Origin of the sequence: Pseudoponticoccus marisrubri (assembly GCF_001482405.1) — a bacterium.
GTDB lineage: Bacteria > Pseudomonadota > Alphaproteobacteria > Rhodobacterales > Rhodobacteraceae > Pseudoponticoccus > Pseudoponticoccus marisrubri.
Genome location: NZ_LPXO01000012.1, coordinates 33417 through 52100, shown reverse-complemented (window position 1 = coordinate 52100; position 18684 = coordinate 33417). Strand labels below are relative to the sequence as shown.

At 67.1% G+C, this 18684-nt stretch carries 19 protein-coding genes; 15 read left to right on the top strand and 4 right to left on the bottom strand.

Translation table 11 applies throughout. From position 1 onward, the window contains the following. The first annotated feature begins 135 nt into the window (after positions 1–135). The 6 genes from AVJ23_RS16850 to AVJ23_RS16825 all read left to right on the top strand — a co-directional run bounded on the left by AVJ23_RS16850 (position 136) and on the right by AVJ23_RS16825 (position 8319). Complete coding sequence (locus tag AVJ23_RS16850; RefSeq protein WP_058863387.1) at positions 136–1980, top strand: ABC transporter ATP-binding protein; 1845 nt, start codon at positions 136–138, stop codon at positions 1978–1980. Continuing rightward, positions 1977–3848, top strand: a complete 1872-nt coding sequence (locus AVJ23_RS16845) for an ABC transporter ATP-binding protein (protein WP_058863386.1) — start codon at positions 1977–1979, stop codon at positions 3846–3848. The genes AVJ23_RS16850 and AVJ23_RS16845 overlap by 4 nt, the downstream gene beginning before the upstream one ends. Continuing rightward, positions 3845–5677 (top strand): ABC transporter ATP-binding protein, encoded by a 1833-nt coding sequence (locus AVJ23_RS16840; RefSeq protein ID WP_058863385.1) that lies wholly within the window; start codon positions 3845–3847, stop codon positions 5675–5677. Before AVJ23_RS16845 ends, AVJ23_RS16840 begins: the two co-directional genes overlap by 4 nt. 82 nt (positions 5678–5759) lie before the next feature. Beyond that, a complete protein-coding gene (locus tag AVJ23_RS16835; RefSeq protein ID WP_058863464.1) occupies positions 5760–6980 on the top strand; it encodes a class I SAM-dependent RNA methyltransferase in 1221 nt (406 codons plus the stop codon). Between the two features lie 2 nt (positions 6981–6982). Beyond that, entirely contained in the window at positions 6983–7756 is a 774-nt protein-coding gene (locus AVJ23_RS16830; RefSeq protein WP_058863384.1) for an ion transporter, read from the top strand. A 71-nt stretch (positions 7757–7827) separates the two neighbouring features. Further along, entirely contained in the window at positions 7828–8319 is a 492-nt protein-coding gene (locus AVJ23_RS16825; RefSeq protein WP_058863383.1) for a L,D-transpeptidase family protein, read from the top strand. Between the two features lie 125 nt (positions 8320–8444). Here the strand turns inward: AVJ23_RS16825 and dalA are convergent, their stop codons facing one another. Further along, on the bottom strand, positions 8445–9008 hold the full coding sequence (gene dalA / locus AVJ23_RS16820; RefSeq protein ID WP_058863382.1) for a divisome-associated lipoprotein DalA: 564 nt from the start codon (positions 9006–9008) through the stop codon (positions 8445–8447). Positions 9009–9386: 378 nt separating this feature from the next. Between dalA and AVJ23_RS16815 the strand changes: the two genes are divergently transcribed. Together AVJ23_RS16815 and AVJ23_RS16810 are read left to right on the top strand one after the other, a co-directional pair. Further along, complete coding sequence (locus AVJ23_RS16815) at positions 9387–9986, top strand: L,D-transpeptidase (protein WP_058863381.1); 600 nt, start codon at positions 9387–9389, stop codon at positions 9984–9986. A gap of 149 nt (positions 9987–10135) precedes the next feature. Beyond that, positions 10136–10330, top strand: coding sequence for a hypothetical protein (locus AVJ23_RS16810; RefSeq protein ID WP_058863380.1), 195 nt, complete (start codon positions 10136–10138; stop codon positions 10328–10330). Positions 10331–10418: 88 nt separating this feature from the next. Here AVJ23_RS16810 and hemH read toward each other — a convergent pair whose 3' ends face one another. Continuing rightward, entirely contained in the window at positions 10419–11483 is a 1065-nt protein-coding gene (hemH, locus tag AVJ23_RS16805) for a ferrochelatase (protein ID WP_058863379.1), read from the bottom strand. 54 nt (positions 11484–11537) lie between these two features. After that, positions 11538–12359 carry a methyltransferase domain-containing protein gene (locus tag AVJ23_RS16800; RefSeq protein ID WP_058863378.1) on the bottom strand — a complete coding sequence of 274 codons (822 nt, stop codon included), beginning with the start codon at positions 12357–12359 and terminating at the stop codon, positions 11538–11540. A 29-nt stretch (positions 12360–12388) separates the two neighbouring features. On the opposite strand from AVJ23_RS16800, the gene AVJ23_RS16795 reads away from it, so the two are divergent. The 4 genes from AVJ23_RS16795 to AVJ23_RS16780 are packed head-to-tail and all read left to right on the top strand — an operon-like array spanning position 12389 to position 14673. Continuing rightward, on the top strand, positions 12389–13102 hold the full coding sequence (locus tag AVJ23_RS16795; protein ID WP_058863377.1) for a ComF family protein: 714 nt from the start codon (positions 12389–12391) through the stop codon (positions 13100–13102). A 34-nt stretch (positions 13103–13136) separates the two neighbouring features. Then, positions 13137–13394 carry a glutaredoxin 3 gene (grxC, locus tag AVJ23_RS16790; protein ID WP_058863376.1) on the top strand — a complete coding sequence of 86 codons (258 nt, stop codon included), beginning with the start codon at positions 13137–13139 and terminating at the stop codon, positions 13392–13394. Beyond that, complete coding sequence (locus AVJ23_RS16785) at positions 13394–14227, top strand: carbon-nitrogen hydrolase family protein (protein ID WP_058863375.1); 834 nt, start codon at positions 13394–13396, stop codon at positions 14225–14227. Before grxC ends, AVJ23_RS16785 begins: the two co-directional genes overlap by 1 nt. Continuing rightward, positions 14224–14673, top strand: coding sequence for a MarR family winged helix-turn-helix transcriptional regulator (locus AVJ23_RS16780; protein ID WP_058863374.1), 450 nt, complete (start codon positions 14224–14226; stop codon positions 14671–14673). The genes AVJ23_RS16785 and AVJ23_RS16780 overlap by 4 nt, the downstream gene beginning before the upstream one ends. Here AVJ23_RS16780 and ubiG read toward each other — a convergent pair. Next, entirely contained in the window at positions 14639–15397 is a 759-nt protein-coding gene (ubiG, locus tag AVJ23_RS16775; RefSeq protein ID WP_058863373.1) for a bifunctional 2-polyprenyl-6-hydroxyphenol methylase/3-demethylubiquinol 3-O-methyltransferase UbiG, read from the bottom strand. The two genes, AVJ23_RS16780 and ubiG, sit on opposite strands and share 35 nt — an antisense overlap. A 35-nt stretch (positions 15398–15432) precedes the next feature. On the opposite strand from ubiG, the gene pip reads away from it, so the two are divergent. From pip to AVJ23_RS16760, 3 genes are read left to right on the top strand one after another with little or no spacing between them, the layout of a single operon-like run. Continuing rightward, a complete protein-coding gene (gene pip / locus AVJ23_RS16770) occupies positions 15433–16431 on the top strand; it encodes a prolyl aminopeptidase (protein WP_058863372.1) in 999 nt (332 codons plus the stop codon). Between the two features lie 36 nt (positions 16432–16467). Then, on the top strand, positions 16468–17463 hold the full coding sequence (locus AVJ23_RS16765) for an ABC transporter permease (protein WP_058863371.1): 996 nt from the start codon (positions 16468–16470) through the stop codon (positions 17461–17463). Then, a complete protein-coding gene (locus tag AVJ23_RS16760) occupies positions 17460–18662 on the top strand; it encodes an ABC transporter permease (RefSeq protein WP_058863370.1) in 1203 nt (400 codons plus the stop codon). The genes AVJ23_RS16765 and AVJ23_RS16760 overlap by 4 nt, the downstream gene beginning before the upstream one ends. The last annotated feature ends 22 nt before the right edge of the window (positions 18663–18684 follow it).

The following is an 18684-nucleotide window of genomic DNA, read 5'->3' as shown; positions in this document are numbered from 1 at the left end:
GACTCATATCGAGGGAGACATGATGGTGCGTGACAGGATCCTGACCAGCTTCGCCTGAGACAGCCTGCACGTGCGGGTGCGTCCTGGCGCCCGTATTCCATCCATGTCCTGATTAGCTCATTCGGAGCCCCCGATATGTTTCGTTTTTTCGAGAACCTCGTTGATCCCTATTGCGCCTATCGCGAAACCGACACGCCGCCAACGCGGCTGTTGCCCTTCATGCTGGCCTATGCCCAGCCCTTCCGCCGCATCTTTGCCTGGGCCACGGTGATGTCGATCATCGTGGCCGCGGTCGAGATCGGGCTGATCTGGGCCATGGGCTGGGTCGTGGACATCCTGTCTGCCGGGCCCGAGCAGGTCTGGGAGACGCATGGCACGTGGCTGATCGCGCTGGCGCTGTTCATCCTGTTCCTGCGGCCGTTGATCCAGACGGTGGACGTGCTGCTGCTGAACCAGACGATCCTGCCGAATTTCGGCACGCTGATCCGCTGGCGGGCCCATGCGCATGTGCTGCGCCAGTCCGTCGGCTGGTTCGAGAACGACTTTGCCGGCCGGATCGCCAACCGCATCATGCAGACCCCGCCCGCCGCGGGCGAGGCGGTGTTCCAGGTCTTCGACGCGATCACCTTTTCACTGGCCTACGTGGTGGGTGCGCTGGTGCTGCTGGGCGATGCCGACCCGTGGCTGATCGGGCCCTTGGTGCTCTGGCTGGTGCTTTATGCGCTACTGATGCGCTGGACGATCCGGCGCGTGGGCCCGGCCTCCAAGGCGGCCTCGGATGCGCGCAGCCAGGTCACCGGGCGCGTCGTGGACAGCTATACCAACATCCATTCGGTCAAGATGTTCGCCCATCACGACCGCGAACTGGCCTATGCGAAAGAGGCGATCGACGTCACCCGCGACACCTTCATGCGGGAAATGCGGCTCTATACCATCATGGACGTCGCCCTGATGATCCTGAACGGGCTGCTGATCGTGGGCGTGGTCGGGCTGGCCATCGCGCTGTGGATGCAGGGCGCGGCCTCGACCGGGGCGGTGGCGGCGGCGACCGCGCTGACGCTGCGGCTGAACTCGATGACCGGGTGGATCATGTGGGCGCTGACCACCTTCTTCCGCGAGCTGGGCGTCGTCGCCGAGGGGATGGAGACCATCGCGCAGCCGATCTCGCTGACCGACAAGCCCGATGCAAAACGGCTGGAGCTGACCGAAGGGCGGATCGAGATCCAGTCCCTGTCGCACCATTACGGGCGCGGCAGCGGCGGGCTCGACCAGGTCTCTCTGACCATTCGACCGGGCGAGAAGATCGGGCTGGTGGGCCGCTCGGGCGCCGGAAAGTCGACGCTGGTGAAGCTTCTGTTGCGCTTCTACGATGTCGAGGACGGTCGTATCCTGATCGACGGGCAGGATATCTCGGAGGTCACGCAGGAAAGCCTGCGGTCGCGGATCGGCATGGTCCAGCAGGACAGCGCGCTTCTGCACCGCTCGGTGCGCGACAACATCCTCTATGGCCGGCCCGACGCGACCGAGGACCAGATGATCGCCGCGGCGAAACAGGCGCAGGCGCATGAGTTCATCCTCGATCTCGAGGATCCGCAGGGGCGGCGCGGCTATGACGCCTTTGTCGGCGAGCGCGGCGTCAAGCTGTCGGGCGGGCAGCGCCAGCGGGTCACGCTGGCCCGCGTGATCCTCAAGGACGCGCCGATCCTGCTGCTGGACGAGGCGACCAGCGCGCTGGACAGCGAGGTCGAGGCCGCGATCCAGACGACGCTTTACGGGATGATGCAGGGAAAAACGGTCATTGCCATTGCCCACCGTTTGAGCACAATTGCGCAAATGGACCGGATCCTCGTGATGGATCAGGGACGCATCGTGGAACAAGGCAGCCACGACGCGCTTTTGTCCATGGATGGCCTCTATGCCAGTTTCTGGGCGCGCCAATCCGGCGGGTTCCTGGACCCCGACACCAAGGCGGCGGAATGATGAAAGCCCTGTTTCAAAGGCTCGTGCATCGCGCGGGCAACCTGATCGACCCCGAGCGCCCGGCCGAAGGCCCGCCGCCCGACACGCTGCGCCCCTTCATGGCCTGGGCCCTGCAGGGCGGCTGGACCGTGATCTGGGTGGGGGTCGCGATCTCGGTCGCGGCCGGGATCACCGAGGTCGCCTCGATGTACCTGCTGGGCCTCGTGGTGGACGCCGTGGCGGCCCCGGCTACCGATGCCGGTTTCCTTGGCAGCTATGGTTGGCTGATCGCCGGGGCGATGGCGCTGCTGCTGATCGCGCGGCCGCTGCTGTTCGGGGGCTTGGCCCTGACGCAGGCCGTGATGATCGGGCCCAACATCTTCAAGCTGGTGCTGGCGCGGCTCTATCGCTGGACCATCGACCAGTCGGTCAGTTTCTTCGACAACGATTTCGCGGGCCGCGTGGCGCAGAAGAAGATGCAGGCCGCGCGCTCGCTGACCGAGATCGTGGTCGAAAGCGTCAACGCCGTGACCTTCGGCCTGGCCACCGTTGCGGGCACCGCGGTGCTCTTGGGCGCGATCAGCCCGTGGCTGCTGCTGTTCCTTGCGCTGTGGTTCGCGCTTTACCTCTCCTTCCTGCGCGTGATGCTGCCGCTGATCCGCGCGCGCTCGGCCCGGCGGGCCGAGGCGCAGGCCATGGTGACGGGGCAGGTGGTCGACACGATCTCGAACATCAAGACGGTCAAGCTGTTTGCCGGCGGCGCGCAGGAAGACCGCATGGCGCTGGGCGCCATGTCCGAGCTGCGCGACAAGACCATGCATTTCGGCGAGGCGCAGACCGCCTTCCGCCTTGGCCTGATCTTCATCGCGGGGCTTCTGCCCGTGGTTATGGTGGGGGCGGCCATCGCCATGCGTGCCGGTGGCGTGACCCCGGGCGACATCGCCGCAGTGGGTGCCGTGACCATCCGGTTGGCGCAGATGACCGGCTGGATCAGCTTCACGCTGATGGTCATCTATGGCCACCTGGGCGAGGTCGAGGACGGCATGGTCACCCTGTCGGTCCCGCATGACCTGACCGATGCGCCCGACGCGGCCGAGCTGCAGGTGACCGACGGCGAGATCCGCTATGACCATGTGGAATTCACCTATGGCGGCGAAAGCGGCGGCGCGCTGGGCATCGACCTGACCATCGCCCCGGGCGAGAAGCTGGCCATTGTCGGCGCCTCGGGGGCGGGCAAATCGACGCTGGTGGCGCTGCTCTTGCGGCTCTACGACGCCGAGGGCGGCGCGGTCCGGATCGACGGGCAGAACGTGTCGCAGGTGACGCAGGAAAGCCTGCGCCGCCAGATCGGCATGGTCACGCAGGAAACCGCCATGTTCAACCGCTCGGCCATGGACAATATCCGCTATGGCCGGCCCGATGCCACGGATGCCGAGGTGATCGCCGCCGCCCGTCGCGCCGAGGCCGACGCGTTCATCCGCGAGCTGCGCGACGGCGCGGGCCGGCAGGGCTACGAGGCGCATCTGGGCGAGCGCGGCGTCAAGCTGTCGGGTGGGCAGCGCCAGCGCATCGCGCTGGCCCGCGCCATTCTCAAGGACGCGCCGATCCTCGTGCTGGACGAGGCGACCAGCGCGCTGGACAGCGAGGTCGAGGCCGCGATCCAGGAGGCGCTGACCCGCGTGATGGAGGGCAAGACCGTGCTGGCCATCGCGCACCGCCTGTCGACCATCTCCAGCATGGACCGGATCATCGTGATGGATGCCGGGCAGATCGTCGAGGAAGGCACCCACGAGGACCTGCTCGAGGCCGGCGGGCTCTATGCCCGCTACTGGGAGCGGCAGTCCGGCGGGTTCCTCGGCGATGACGCGCCGCAAGAGGCGGCCGAGTGATCCGCAACGTGCTGAACCTGATCGACCCGTTCGCGCCGGCCGACGGTCCGCCACCGCGCGCGCTCTGGCCCTTCTCGCGCTGGGCGCTGAAAGGGGCCGAGCGGGCGATCTTCCTGTCCTTCTTCGTCACCTTCCTGACCGGCATCTCGGAACTGGTGGCGGCGCGCTTCACCGGCTGGGTCATCGACAGCGCCGCGGCGCAGGGGCCGGGGGATTTCTGGGCCTTCTGGCCGCTGATCCTGTTCGGCGTGGCCTTCTTCCTGCTGATCCGCCCGCTGATCTTCATTTTTGACGCGGGCGTGACCGGCGTCCTGCTGGGCCCGAACCTGTTTCCCATGGTGCTCAGCCGGCTGAACCGGCATGTCACCGGTCATTCGCTGCGCTTCTTCGAGAATGATTTTGCCGGGCGCATCAGCCAGAAGGCGCTTCAGACGGCGCGGGCGCTGACGGATCTGGTGATCGAGGTCTCGGACGTGCTGGTCTATGCGCTGGCCATGTTTGCCGGCGCCTTCGTCCTGATCGGGGCGATCGACGGACGGCTGCTGCTGGTCTTCGTGATCTGGGCGGTGCTCTACGTCGCGGCGCTGCGCTATTTCATTCCGCGCGTGCAGGTCCGCTCGGCCGCACGCGCCGGGGCGCGCACGCAGGTCACCGGGCAGATCGTCGACACGCTGACCAATATCACCACGGTCAAGCTGTTTGCCCGTGACGATGACGAGGACCGCGCCACGCGCGAGGCGCTGCAGGATTTCCGCCAGCGCGCGCTGTCCTTCGGAGAATTGTCGGCCGTGTTCCGGATGGTGCTGATGACGCTGGGGGGCATCCTGCCGCTGGTGTCGATCCTGGGCGCGCTGTACCTGTGGACGCTGGGGCAGGCCACCGCGGGCGACATTGCCATGACCGCGATGGTGACCACGCGCCTGTCCATGCTGACCAACCGGCTGGGCCGCGTGGCGATGACCATCTTCACCAATATCGGCGAGATGCAGGACGGGGTCGAGACGCTCAATGTCCCGCTGGAGATCACCGACCGGCCGGATGCGCGGGACAGGGCCGAAGGCGGCGCGATCCGTTTCGAGCAGGTGGGCTTTGCCTATGGCGGCGAAAGCCACGCGCTGCACGATTTCGACCTGACCCTGAACGAGGGTGAGAAGGTCGCGCTGGTCGGCGCCTCGGGTGCAGGGAAGTCGACCGCCGTGTCGCTGCTCTTGCGGCTGTACGACGTGGAACAGGGCCGCATCCTGCTGGGGCGCACCGATATCCGTGACCTGACACAAAGCGCCCTGCGCGAGGCGGTCGCCGTGGTGCGGCAGGAAACCTCGATGTTCAACCGCTCGGCGCTGGAGAACATCCGCTACGGTCGCCCCGGCGCCTCGGTCGAAGAGGTGCACGAGGCCGCGCGCCGCGCCTCGGCGCATGATTTCATCCTCCAGCTGAAGGATCACAAGGGGCGCAGCGGCTATGACGCGCGGCTGGGCGAACGCGGCGTCAAGCTGTCCGGCGGGCAGCGGCAGCGCATCGCGCTGGCCCGTGCCATTCTCAAGGACGCGCCGGTGCTGGTGCTGGACGAGGCGACCAGCGCGCTGGACAGCGAGGTCGAGGCCGAGATCCAGGGCGCCCTGCAGGAGGTCATGCGCGGCAAGACCGTGCTGGCCATCGCGCACCGCCTGTCCACCATCGCCCAGATGGACCGGATCGTCGTGCTGGATGCCGGCCGCGTGGTCGAGCAGGGCACCCATGAGGCGCTGCTGGAACAGGGTGGGCTCTACGCGCGCTACTGGGATCGGCAATCTGGCGGCTTCATCGGCGCGCAGGACGCCGCGGAGTGAGCAGGCGCCCCGCCGGCTGGTGCCGGTGCCGCGCGGGCTGTATGGCTCTGCCCCGAACCGAAGCGCGATTCAGGAGGGCGGCGTGACCCGGCAGGTGCAGATCGAGCGGCTTGGCCACAAGGGCGACGGCATCGCGCCGGGCCCGCTTTACGTGCCGGGCACGCTGCCCGGCGAGCGGGTCGAGGGGATCCTCGATGGCGAGGTGCTTGCCGCGCCGCGCATCCTGTCCCCGTCGCCCGATCGCGTCGCGCCACCTTGCCGGCACGCCAGGACCTGTGGTGGCTGCCAGTTGCAGCACGCCTCGGACAGTTTCGTCGAGACGTGGAAGACCGAGGTGCTGCGCCGCGCGCTCGAGGCGCAGGGCCTGCCCGCGCCGATCACGGGCTGCGAGACCTCGCCACCGCACAGCCGCCGACGGGCAGTGTTCTCGGCCCGGCGGCTCAAGAAGGGCGCGCTGGCCGGGTTCCACCGCAAACGCTCCGACGAGATCGTCGCCGTGCCAGACTGCCGGGTGGTCACGCCGCGCATCGCCGGCGCCCTGCCGCTGGTCGAGGCGCTGGCCGTGGCCGGAGCCAGCCGCAAGACCGAGATCTCGGTCACCGTGACCGACAGCCTGTCCGGGCTGGACGTCGCGGTCAGCGGCGGCAAGCCGATCGACACGGCGCTGCGTCAGGAGCTCGCCACGCTGGTCGAGGCGCATGATCTTGCCCGGCTGAGCTGGGGCGACGAGACGCTGACCCGTAAACCGCCCTTTCAGCGTTTCGGCACGGCCGATGTGGTGCCCCCGCCCGGGGCCTTCCTGCAGGCCACGGCCCCAGGCGAAGCCGCGCTTGTCGCAGGCGTGCTTGAGGCGCTGGAAGGGGCGGGGCAGGTGGCCGACCTGTTCTCGGGCTGCGGCACTTTCGCGTTGCCGCTGGCGGGCCGGGCGGCTGTGCACGCGGTCGAGGGGGCGCGGCCGATGCTGGCGGCGCTCGACCGGGGTTGGCGCAAGGCGCAGGGGCTGAAACAGGTGACGACCGAGACGCGCGACCTGTTCCGCAACCCGCTTCTGCCCGACGAGCTGGCGCGGTTCGATGGCGTGGTGCTGGATCCGCCCCGCGCCGGGGCCGAGGCACAGGTCCAGGCGCTGGCCCGTGCCGGCGTGCCGCGCATCGCCTATGTGTCGTGCAACCCCGTCACCTATGCGCGCGACGTGGCGTGTCTGGCGCGCAGCGGCTATCGGTTGGAGTGGGTGCGGGTGGTTGACCAGTTCCGCTGGTCCGCCCATGTGGAACTCGTTTCCTGCCTGAGCCGAGAGGACTGACCATGGACCTGCGCAGCCGACTGGGCGCCTTCATCGACCGACCGGGCGTCCAGAACGCGATCATCGGCGTCATCATTTTCAATGCGATCATCCTCGGGATGGAGACCTCCGAGGTGCTGATGGCACGCTGGGGCGGGCTGATCCGGGCGGCCGACCTGGCCTGCCTGATGATCTTCGTGGCCGAGATCGGTGCCAAGCTGGTGGCGCGGGGCCCGCGCTTCTTCCGCAATGGCTGGAACGTGTTCGATTTCGTCATCGTGGGCATCGCGCTGGTGCCCTCGGCGCAGGGCATCTCGGTGTTGCGGGCGCTGCGCATCCTGCGGGTGCTGCGCGTGATCTCGGTCGCGCCGCGGCTGCGGCGGGTGGTCGAGGGCTTCATCACCGCGCTGCCCGGCATGGGCAGCGTTTTCCTGCTGATGGCGATCATCTTCTATATCGGCTCGGTCATGGCGACAAAGCTGTTTGGAGACGCCTTCCCCGACTGGTTCGGCGATCTCGGCCTGTCGGCCTATTCGCTGTTCCAGATCATGACGCTGGAATCCTGGTCCATGGGAATCGTGCGCCCGGTGATGGAGGTCTACCCTTACGCCTGGATGTTCTTCGTGCCCTTCATCATGGTCACCACCTTTGCCGTGGTGAACCTGCTGGTCGGCCTGATCGTGAACTCGATGCAGGATGCGCATGAGAAGGAGGATGGCGAGAAGACCGATGCCTATCGCGACGAGGTGCTGAGCCGGCTCGAGGCGATCGAGCGGCGCCTGGCCGAGCGCGACTGAGATGCCGGCTTTGTGAACTTCCCGCAGCCGCGGCCCGGGTGTATATTGCCCGAAAAAAGCGGGGCAGCGAGATGCGGTTTATCAAGGTGGCACTGGTTTTGCTGGTGGCGCTCGGCGTCACCGGGTGCGGCAAGTTCAAGACCTATCACGGGCCGGAGGTGACGCAGGTCATCGTCAACAAGGGTGACCGGCGCATGTACCTTCTGCACCATGACGAGGTGCTCAAGGCCTATGACGTGGGGCTGGGGTTTGCGCCGCAGGGCGACAAGGCGCGCGAGGGGGACGGGCGCACACCCGAGGGCAACTACCTGATCGACCGGCGCAATCCGAACAGCCAGTTCTACCTGAGCATCGGGATCAACTATCCCTCGCCGGCCGATATCGCCGAGGCGCGGGCGCTGGGTGTCAGCCCCGGCGGCGACATCTTCATCCACGGACGACCCAAGAAATTCCGGGCCAACCGGCGCGATTGGACGGCGGGCTGCATCGCGGTGACCAATCGCGAGATGCGCGACATCTATGCCATGGTGCGCAACGGCACGCCGATCCGGATCAACCCCTGAGCGGGGCGCTGGTAAGGCTTTTCGAAAAGCCTTCCTGACCGCGTTTGCAAACGCGGTGAAAAGCGATTTTCGAAATCGCTTGGATCAAGCCGCTTCGAAGCGGCTTGCGGCCCGTGGTGAAGGTCTCAGAACGCCTCGGAGGTCTCGCCGATGATCGGGCCGCGTCCCGGGGCGCCCAGCACCATTGTCCACCAGATCTTGCCATTGTCTTCCTGGAACCACGAGAAGCCGAGATCCCGCGCGGTCGGGTCGAGGATCACTTGCCGCGTCGGCTGTTCCTCCATCCACGCCCCCAGCGTTTCCAGCTCGGTCTCGTAGGTCTCCGAGATTGTCTCGCCCACCAGGCGACCGGAATAGCCCACCCGGCGCACCCGGTCGATCGGCGAGGAGCCGTCCGAGCCGAAATGCCAGGGCCGATTCTGCACCGACATGTCACGGGCATGGGTGGCCGCGGCGGCGGTCAGCTTGGAATCGAGCTCCAGCGGCGGGGCGCCCGCCGCCTGGCGCAGCGCGTTGACCGAATCGAGCATTCGGAACTGCACCCGAGCCGAATCGCCCCCGATCCGGTAGACCTTGGGCAGGGGCTTGCCATCCGGCCCCAGCTGCGGCGGGGTGTTGCCCGGGGGCGTGGTGGCGCAGGCCGTCAGGGCAAGGGCCGAAGCGAAGGCGAGGATGGCGCGTCGGTTCATAGGCTGCTCTCGAAATTCTCTGTTTCCCTTGCCTTAGCGAATGCGGCGTTGCCGATCAAACCCACATCGGCGTGACCACGCCGTCTGACGGGGGTTTGAATTGCGACTGCGGCATTCCGGCCATATGCTACCGCCCATTATTCGGGGGTTATCCCCAAGGCCCTGTCCAGCCCGGGCCGATCTGTGGCAGGCTGTGGATAGATCTGCTTAGCCCCGTCTTTTCAAGGGCTTGGCGGGGAACCGGGATCCCCGATGCGGGGTTGGCCGGATGAGGCGCCGCTGCAGGGCACGACCGTCCGGCGTCTTTCCGCGCAGCCGGGCAGGGCATTTGGGAATGGCACCCTCCGCAGGACGAAGGGTCTGAGAGGAGCTGGAACGATGACGAAACGGGCAGGAGCGAAGGTGAACCGCCGCGCCTTTCTGGCAGGCAGCGCGGCGATGCTGGGCACGCCGGCGCTGGCACAGGATGTGAACGGGTCCGGCACGGTGGAGATCGAGCGCGACATCAACACTGTCGTGCGGCGCAACATCTCGAGCTTTCGCACGCTGGACTGGCAGCCCTATTTCGACTCGCTGTCGAACGGCGCGATCCTGGTCGATATCTCCTCGCGCGCGCTGCATTACTGGGAAGAGAATGGCGGCTATCACCTCTACCCGTCCTCCGTTCCGCTGACCGAGGACCTGACCCGGCGCGGGCGCACCCGTGTCATCCGCAAGGTCGAGGGCCCCGACTGGCGCCCGACCCCGGCGATGAAGAAGCGCAACCCCGAATGGCCCGACTATGTCGGCCCGGGTCCGGACAACCCGTTGGGCACGCATGCGCTTTACCTCAGCTGGCAGTATTACCGCATCCACGGCACCCACGACACGCGCAAGATCGGCCGCCGCTCCTCCAACGGCTGCATCGGTCTGTACAACGAGCACATCGCCGAGCTTTTCGCCATGACCAAGGTGGGCACGCAGGTGTTGCTTATTTGACGACAGTTTGTCGAGCGGGGAAAACCGGGCGCCAAGTACCAATTGCAAAGGCGCGGGAATGCTGCTTAGACAAGGCTACGAGGTAAGTCTTGGGTGCCTGCCGTGCGCGATTTTCTCGGGTGCGCCAGGCGAATTATCTGGAGGATAACATGAAGAAACTCGCACTCGCCGCCGCCTTCGCCGGTGCCGCTTCGACCGCCATGGCCGGCTCCTACGCCAAGGACGACGTGGTCATGGAACCCGTTGTCGTCGTTGAAGAAACCACGCAACAGTCGTCGTCCTCGGCAGCCATCGTGATCCCGCTGCTGCTGATCGCGATCGTGGCCGCGGCCGCACATAACTGATCCATCCGGATCAGTTTCCCGAATATGGAAAAAGGCGGTGTGACGACACCGCCTTTTTTAATGTCTGACTGAGGCCTTTGGGCGCGCTTCAGCGAACCCAGCCCGAGAGGTTTTCGTCGATGACCGCGCAGAGCGCCTCGATATGGGCGTCGTCATCATTGAGGCAGGGGATGTAGGTGAAGGATTCGCCACCCGCCTCTTCGAAGCTCTCCTTGATCTCCTCGTTGATCTCTTCCAGCGTCTCGATGCAGTCGGCCGAGAAGGCCGGGGCACAGACGGCGATGTTCTTCTTGCCGTCCTCGCTGGCGAGCCGGGCAACCTCCTCGACCGTATAGGGTTTCAGCCATTCCTCGGGGCCGAACTTGCTCTGGAAGGTGGTGGTGATCCGGTCCTCGTCCCAGCCCAGCCGCTCGCGCAGCAGGCGCGTCGTCTTCTGGCACTGGCAGTGGTAGGGATCACCCTCCAGCAGGTAGCGCTTGGGCACACCGTGATAGGAGCAGACGAGGATATCCGGCTCGACCTCGGCCTTGGCATAGGCGCGCTCGATCGACTGGGCCAGCGCCTCGATATAGAGCGGGTGGTCGAAATACGGGTCTACGATCCGCGCCGTCGGCTGCCACTTCTCTTCCATCAGCGCACGGAAGAACTGGTCATTCGCGGTGGCCGAGGTGGCGCCCGCGTAATGCGGGTAGAGCGGGAAGAAGACGATCTGGCGACAGCCGGCCTCGACCATCTCGCGCACCTTCGACTTGGTCGATGGATTGCCGTAGCGCATGCAGAAATCCACCATGACCTGGTCGCCATGCCGGTCTGTCAGGGTCTGGGCGATCTTCTCGGTCTGCGCCTTGGTGATCGTCATCAGCGGGCTTTCCCCCGCTTCCTCGTTCCAGATCGACTTGTATGCCTCGCCCGAGCTGAAGGGCCGCTTGGTCAGGATGATCAGTTGCAGCAGAGGCTGCCAGAGCCACGGCGAATAGTCGATCACCCGCCGATCGCTGAGGAACTCGTTCAGGTAACGCCGCATCGACCAGTAGTCGTAATGGTCGGGCGTGCCGAGATTGGCCAAGAGCACGCCGACCCGGCCGGGGCGGATCTTGGGATGATCGGTGGGCGCGTGCGCCGGGCGGGTGGCGCTTTTGGTGGCGTCGAGCATCGGATCTGTCCTGTTCAAATGTCCCTCCGGTACATATCGCCCGTCGGTGATACGTCAATCTTTCAGCGGAGTCTCGTCGGTCCCCAGCGCATCGGCCAGTCTCGCGGCGGCCGAGCCCGGGCGCAGCGGCTGCGGCTGGCTGTCATCGGGCGCCCAGCCGGTCAGGGTGATCATCTCGAAGGTCGCGGGCACGCGGCCATCGGGCAGGGCGTAGCCTTCCGCATAAAGCTCGGCGGCGCGCAGCAGCACGGCACGCCGCGTGGGATGACGCAGCCGGGCGGCCATGGCGTTGGTCTCGCCCATGGCGCGCAGATCGCGCATCAGGTGCAGCGCGCTGTCATAGCTGGCGGTCAGCGGCAGCGAATCGGCCACCGGCAGGGCGAGACCCGCGCGCTGCATCAGCGCGCCCAGGTCGCGGATCTCGCCCATGGGGGCCACGCGGGGGGACATGCCGCCCGTCACCTCGACCTCGGCCTGTCCCAGCGCGCTGCGCAGTTCGTGCAGGGTCTGCCCGCCCAGGCTCACCGTCAGCATCAGCCCGTCGGGCCGTAGCGCCCGGCGGCACTGGATCAGCTGGCCCACCGGGTCATCGGCCCAGTGCAGGCAGAGCGCATGCACCACGAGGTCATGCGCACCTTCCTCCAGCGCCAGCACCTCGCCATCGGGCACCACGCGGGCGCCCGGCACCGCGCTCTCCCAGACTTGCGGGAAGGGCGTCACGAGGGCCGGCTGCGTAAACGTCCTGTTAACCAGGGCGAGGCGATCCTGCACCTCGTCGCGCGCGGTCTCGTGCAGGAACAGGGCCGGCGCGCGGGCGGCGCGGGCGCGATGCTGCGCAAGGGCGCGGCGGTCGGTCAGGCGGGGCGTATCGGACATGGGGGGCAGATAGGGTGCTGGCGGGGGGGATGCAAATGCTGGTGCAGATGCTCTACCCGCCGCGCTGCCTGTCCTGCGGCGGGCTGGTCGAGACGGATTTCGGCCTGTGCGGCGCCTGCTGGCGCGAGACGCCCTTCACCTCGGGCCTGACCTGCGATCTCTGCGGCACGCCGCTGCCGGGGCAGTCCGACCGGGCCGAGCATTGCGACGACTGCCTGGCCACGGCGCGACCTTGGGATCACGGCCGCGCCGCGCTGCTTTACCGCGACAAGGGGCGGCGGCTGGTGCTGGCGCTGAAACATGGCGACCGGCACGACATCGCGCGCCCGGCCGCCCGCTGGATGGCGCGCACCAGCCGCGACATGCTGCAACAGGATACGCTGATCGTGCCGGTGCCGCTGCACCTGCGGCGTCTGCTCAGGCGGCGCTTCAACCAGTCGGCGCTTCTGGCGCAGGCGCTGGCGGCCGAGACCGGGCTGGATTGCTGTCCCGACGCACTGACCCGTCACGTGGCCACGCCCAGCCTTGAAGGGCGCACGCGCGAGGATCGCTTTGCCACGCTGTCGGGCGCACTGCGGGTCACGCCGGCCCATGCGTCCCGGATCGCGGGCCGGCCCGTGCTGCTGGTGGATGACGTCATGACCAGCGGCGCGACCCTTGCCGCATCTGCCGAGGCCTGCCTTGCCGCCGGCGCATCGTCGGTTTGCGTCAGCGTACTGGCACGCGTTGCCAAGGACACCTAACTGTTTGTAGACCATTCAGGATAGGAGGTGCCTCATGCCGAAAGTCGAGGTCTATTCGTCGCCGCTTTGCGGTTTCTGCCACGCCGCCAAGCGTCTGCTGACCAAGAAAGGCGTCGACTTCACCGAGATCGACGTGCTGGCGCAGCCGCAGCGCAAGTCCGAGATGATGGACCGCGCGCATGGCCGCCACACCGTGCCGCAGATCTTCATCGGCGAGACGCATGTGGGCGGCTGCGACGAGCTCTACGCGCTCGACCGGGCCGGCAAGCTCGACCCGATGCTGGCCGGCTGATGCGGGTCGCGCTGCTTCAGATGTGCTCCTCGGACGACCCCGCGGAGAACCTCGTCACGATGCAGCGCGCCATCGCCGAGGCGGCCCGCGCGGGGGCTGCACTGATCCTGACGCCCGAGGTCTGCAACTGCGTCTCGATGGACCGGGCACACCAGCAGGCCGTGCTGCACCCGCAGGACAGCGACCCGGTGCTGGCCGGGCTTCGCATGGCGGCGGCCGATCACGGGATCTGGGTTCTGGCGGGCTCGCTGGCGCTGAAATCGGACCCGCCCGAGACACGCTTCGCCAACCGCTCGGTGCTGATCGATGCCGAGGGGGCCATCGTCGCGACATATGACAAGATGCACATGTTCGACGTGCAGGTCAGCGAGACCGAGACCTACCGCGAATCCGCCGGTTTCGCGCCGGGCGCCCGGGCGGTGCTGGGCCACATGCCCGGGGCCGTGCTGGGTCTGACCGTGTGCTACGACCTGCGCTTTGCCTATCTCTACCGCGCCTTGGCGCAGGCCGGTGCGCAGATCCTGACCGTTCCCTCGGCCTTCTCGCCTGGCACGGGGCCGATGCACTGGCAGCCGCTGTTGCAGGCCCGCGCGATCGAGACGGGGTGCTTCGTGCTGGCACCGGCCCAGACCGGCACCCATGCCGCGCGGGCCGGGCGCCCGCGGCGCACCTACGGGCATTCGCTGGCCGTCGCGCCCTGGGGCGAGGTGCTGCTGGACGCCGGCACGGAACCGGGCCTGCACCTGCTCGATCTCGACTTGGGCCAGGTGGCCGAGGCGCGGCGCAAGCTGCCCTCGCTGACCCATGATCGCGATTTCACGGGCCCGGCATGAGCGACGGCAGCGCGCTGGCCATCTCGCTCTTCAGCGAGCTTCTGACCGCCGACCAGCTGTTGCGCGCGCGGTTGACCAAGGTGCTGCCCAACCGCATGGAGATCTCGCATTTCTCGGTGCTCAACCACCTGGCCCGCGGGGGCGAGAAGACCCCGGCCCAGCTGGCGCGGGCCTTTCACGTGACGCGCGGGGCGATGACCAACACGCTCTCCAAGCTCGAGATCGCGGGATACGTGCATATCCGCCCCGACTGGGACGATGCCCGGCGCAAGCTGGTCTCGATCTCGCCCGCCGGGCGCACCGCGCGCGAGGCCGCGCTGGCCGCGATCACGCCGATGATCGACGAGATGATGGCCGAGCTGGGCACCGAGAAGGTGCGCGCCGCACTGCCCGTGCTGCGCGAGCTGCGGCTCAAGCTGGAAGCGCAGGGGCCAGCGCCGCGGTGACGTAGTTCACCGACAGGTCACGATCCGACAACCGCCACTTCCAGCTGACCGGGTTGAAGACGAAGCCCTTGCGGTCCACCGGCTCAAGCCCCGCCTGCGACATCAGCTCGAACAGCTCGTCGGGGGTGATGAACTTGTGCCATTCATGCGTGCCCTTGGGCAGCCAGCGCATGACGTATTCGGCGCCAACGATGGCCATGGCAAAGCTTTTCGGGTTGCGGTTGATGGTCGAGCAGATGTGCAGCCCGCCGGGTTTCAGCAGCTGCCGGCAGGCGGTCAGATAGGCCAGCGGGTCGGCCACGTGCTCGACCACCTCCATGTTCAGCACCACGTCGAACCGCTCGCCCGCCTCGGCCAGCGCCTCGGCCGTGGTGTGGCGATAGTCGATCTCCAGCCCCGATTGCGCGGCATGGGCCTGGGCCACGGGGATGTTGCGCCCGGCAGCGTCGACACCCACCACCTCGGCGCCCAGCCGCGCCATGGGCTCGCACAAGAGCCCGCCGCCGCAGCCGATATCGAGGATGCGCAGCCCGTCGAACGGCGCCGGGGTGCCCAGCACGCGGTCGTATTCCGCCGCGATCTGGCTGGTGATGTAGTCCAGCCGGCAGGGGTTGAGCATGTGCAGGGGCTTGAACTTGCCGTTCGGGTCCCACCATTCGGCCGCCATCGCTTCGAACTTGGCGATCTCGGATGCATCGACGGTGCTTGTCACGACTTTCCCCATGGTCTTTTGTGTCTCGCGGCTAATATAGAGAGGTCATGGACAAAATCCCGGGCCAAAAGCGCGCAGTGCAATACCTGTATCCGGCTGTCGATCCCTTCGACCAGAGGGTCATGGAGGTGAGCGACGGCCATCGCATCTACGTGGAACAATGCGGCCGCCCCGACGGGCTGCCGGTGATCGTGCTGCATGGCGGCCCGGGCGGCGGGTGCAGCCCGGCCATGCGGCGCTATTTCGATCCCAATGTCTACCGCGTGGTGCTGTTCGACCAGCGCGGCTGCGGACGCTCGCGCCCCCATGCCAGCGTCTCGGCCAACACCACATGGGATCTCGTGGCCGATATCGAGGCGATCCGCACCGCGCTGGAGATCGACCGCTTCGTCGTCTTCGGCGGCAGCTGGGGCGCGACGCTGGCCTTGATCTACGCGATCTCGCATCCCGAGCGGGTGCGCCAGCTGGTGCTGCGCGGCGTCTTCATGATGACGCAGGTCGAGCTCGACTGGTTCTATGGCGGCGGCGCCGGGCAGTTCTGGCCCGAACCCTGGGCGCGTTTCGTCGACCTGATCCCCGAGGACGAGCGCGACGACCTGATCGCCGCCTATCATCGGCGGCTCTTCTCGGGCGATCTGCGCGCCGAGACGCGCCATGCACAGGCCTGGTCGGCCTGGGAGAACGCGCTCGCCTCGGTCTATTCCAATGGGCAGGGCGGCGAGGCGCCGGGCGATTACGCGCGCGCCTTTGCCCGGCTGGAGAACCACTATTTCACGCATCGCGGCTTTCTGCCCGAGGATGGCTGGATCCTGAAGAACGTGGACAGGATCCAGGGCATTCCGGGCGTCATCGTGCAGGGCCGCTACGACATGATCTGCCCGCCACAGCGCGCCTGGGAGCTGGCTCAGGCCTGGGGCGAGGCCGATCTGCGCATGGTGCGCAATGCCGGCCATGCGCTGTCCGAACCCGGGATCAGCGCCGAGCTGGTGCGCGCGATGGACCAGATCGCCGAGGCAGAGGGTTTACATACGCGCCTCAGCCGTTAACCTGCCAGCAATCAGAACATAATTCCGACAGGGCACGTGAACCCAGTTCTCAAGATCATCCTCCAACGGCTCGCTCTCGGCCTTCTGACGCTGTTCATCGTCTCGATTGTCATCTTCACGGCAGTGAACATGCTGCCGGGCGATTTCGCCGAGGCGATCCTGGGCCAGGGCGCAACGCCCGAAGCGGTCGACGCCATCCGGCGTGACCTCGGTCTCGACCAGCACCCGGTTGCCCGCTACCTCGACTGGTTGGCCGGCGCGGTGCAGGGCGACCTGGGCAACTCCTTCGCACAGGCCAACTTTGCCAGTTTCGTGGGCGCCGACAGCGGCGTGCGGGTGACCGTGGCGCAGCAGATCGCGCCGCGTTTCGCCAACACCATGTTCCTCGCCGGGGTGACCGCCGCCATCGCGGTGCCTTTCGCGATCACGCTGGGCATCCTCGCGGCGCTCTACCGCAACTCGGTCTTCGACAAGGCGGCCAACATCACCACGCTGACCTCGATCTCGAGCCCCGAGTTCTTTCTGGCTTACGTGCTGATCCTGTTCCTTGCGGTGCTGAACCCGGTGCTGCCCTCGCTGTCCAACATCTATGCCGACATGGGCTTCGGCGAGCGGTTGCAGAAGACGCTGCTGCCCGCGCTGACCCTGACGCTGGTGGTGACGGCCCACATGATGCGCATGACGCGGGCGGCGATTATCAACCTGCTCGCCTCGCCCTATATCGAAATGGCGCGGCTGAAGGGGATCAAGCCCATGCGGGTGATCGTGCGCCACGCGCTGCCCAACGCGCTGGCCCCGATCATCAACGTGATCGCGCTGAACCTCGCCTACCTGATCACCGGCGTCGTCGTGGTCGAGGTGGTCTTCGTCTATCCCGGCATCGGCCAGCTTTTCGTGGACAGCGTCAAGATCCGTGACATCCCCGTGGTGCAGGCCTGCTGCCTGATCTTCGCTGCCGCCTACATCCTGCTGAACCTGACGGCCGACATCCTGTCGATCCTGTCCAACCCGCGCCTGAGGCACAAGAAATGAGCGTCTGGCTGACACTGCTGATCGCGCTGGCCGCGATCGCCGCCGGTGGCTGGGCCCTGCGCTTTGCCGGGCAGAAACTGACCGGCAACAAGCCCGTCTTCCGCGACATGCCCTATGCCGTGGCCTTCGGCTATGTGCTGGGCGCTGCCGTGCTGGTCTTTGCGGTCTGGTATTTCTTCCAGCCCACGATGACCGAGCAGGGCACGCCGGTGGCCGGGGTGATGTTCTTCCGCTGGGCGGTGCAGGCCTTCATCGGCTTTGCCGTGGCCGCCTACCTGTTCCGCCTGCTGGGGCGGCACGTGGGCACGGCCGGCAGCCGCAAGATGTTTCGCCAGATGCCGCTGACCGCCAGTTTCGGCATTCTCGTGATCCTGATCTACGCCTTCCTCGCGGTGTTTGCCGGCGTGTTGGCGCCTTACGGGCAGGCCGAGGTCTTCCAGCAGGTCAACGCGCTGCCCGGCGGCAATGCCGCGACCGGGGGCAATCCCGACCACCTGTTGGGCACCGACCAGATCGGGCGCGACCTGCTGTCCCGGCTGATCTACGGCGCGCAGAACACCGTGGGCATCGCCTTTGCCACGACCTGCCTCGCCTTCTTCCTGGGCGGCAGCCTGGGCTTTCTGGCCGCGACGCTGCAGGGCTGGTTCGACCAGGTGCTCAGCCGCGCCGTGGACGTGCTGATGGCCATCCCCTCGCTGATCTTCGCGCTGCTGCTGATGACCATCGCCAGCGCCTGGGCGGGGTCCGAGAAATGGCTGCTGACCGTCTACATGGTGATCATCATCGCGGTGATCGATTCCACCCGGGTCTTCCGGCTGGCGCGGGCGGTGGGCATGAACATCGTCGTGATGGACTATATCGAGGCCGCCAAGCTGCGCGGCGAGGGGCTGCGCTATCTCATCTTCCGCGAGATCCTGCCCAATGCCACCGCGCCGCTTCTGGCCGAGTTCGGGCTGCGCTTCTGCTTCGTCTTCCTGACCATCGCCTCGCTGTCCTTCCTTGGCGTGGGGATCCAGCCGCCGCTGGCCGACTGGGGCACAATGGTGCGGGACCTCGCGCAGTTCATCAACTTCGCCGCCTTCTCGCCGCTGACCGCCGCGCTGCCGCTGATGGCCGCGGGCGCGATCGCGCTGCTGACCGTGGCGGTGAACTTCGTCGTGGACTGGATGCTCTACCGCTCCTCGGGGCTGAAGGAATGAGCCATCCCGTCCCACATGCGGC

Excerpts from the sequence above, each read along its gene's own strand:
- AVJ23_RS16850 (WP_058863387.1), top strand. The coding sequence starts at position 136 with ATGTTTCGTTTTTTCGAGAACCTCGTTGATCCCTATTGCGCCTATCGC.
- AVJ23_RS16845 (WP_058863386.1), top strand. The coding sequence starts at position 1,977 with ATGATGAAAGCCCTGTTTCAAAGGCTCGTGCATCGCGCGGGCAACCTG.
- AVJ23_RS16830 (WP_058863384.1), top strand. The coding sequence starts at position 6,983 with ATGGACCTGCGCAGCCGACTGGGCGCCTTCATCGACCGACCGGGCGTC.
- AVJ23_RS16825 (WP_058863383.1), top strand. The coding sequence starts at position 7,828 with ATGCGGTTTATCAAGGTGGCACTGGTTTTGCTGGTGGCGCTCGGCGTC.
- dalA (WP_058863382.1), bottom strand. The coding sequence starts at position 9,008 with ATGAACCGACGCGCCATCCTCGCCTTCGCTTCGGCCCTTGCCCTGACG.
- AVJ23_RS16815 (WP_058863381.1), top strand. The coding sequence starts at position 9,387 with ATGACGAAACGGGCAGGAGCGAAGGTGAACCGCCGCGCCTTTCTGGCA.
- AVJ23_RS16810 (WP_058863380.1), top strand. The coding sequence starts at position 10,136 with ATGAAGAAACTCGCACTCGCCGCCGCCTTCGCCGGTGCCGCTTCGACC.
- hemH (WP_058863379.1), bottom strand. The coding sequence starts at position 11,483 with ATGCTCGACGCCACCAAAAGCGCCACCCGCCCGGCGCACGCGCCCACC.
- AVJ23_RS16800 (WP_058863378.1), bottom strand. The coding sequence starts at position 12,359 with ATGTCCGATACGCCCCGCCTGACCGACCGCCGCGCCCTTGCGCAGCAT.
- AVJ23_RS16795 (WP_058863377.1), top strand. The coding sequence starts at position 12,389 with ATGCAAATGCTGGTGCAGATGCTCTACCCGCCGCGCTGCCTGTCCTGC.
- grxC (WP_058863376.1), top strand. The coding sequence starts at position 13,137 with ATGCCGAAAGTCGAGGTCTATTCGTCGCCGCTTTGCGGTTTCTGCCAC.
- AVJ23_RS16785 (WP_058863375.1), top strand. The coding sequence starts at position 13,394 with ATGCGGGTCGCGCTGCTTCAGATGTGCTCCTCGGACGACCCCGCGGAG.
- AVJ23_RS16780 (WP_058863374.1), top strand. The coding sequence starts at position 14,224 with ATGAGCGACGGCAGCGCGCTGGCCATCTCGCTCTTCAGCGAGCTTCTG.
- ubiG (WP_058863373.1), bottom strand. The coding sequence starts at position 15,397 with ATGGGGAAAGTCGTGACAAGCACCGTCGATGCATCCGAGATCGCCAAG.
- pip (WP_058863372.1), top strand. The coding sequence starts at position 15,433 with ATGGACAAAATCCCGGGCCAAAAGCGCGCAGTGCAATACCTGTATCCG.
- AVJ23_RS16760 (WP_058863370.1), top strand. The coding sequence starts at position 17,460 with ATGAGCGTCTGGCTGACACTGCTGATCGCGCTGGCCGCGATCGCCGCC.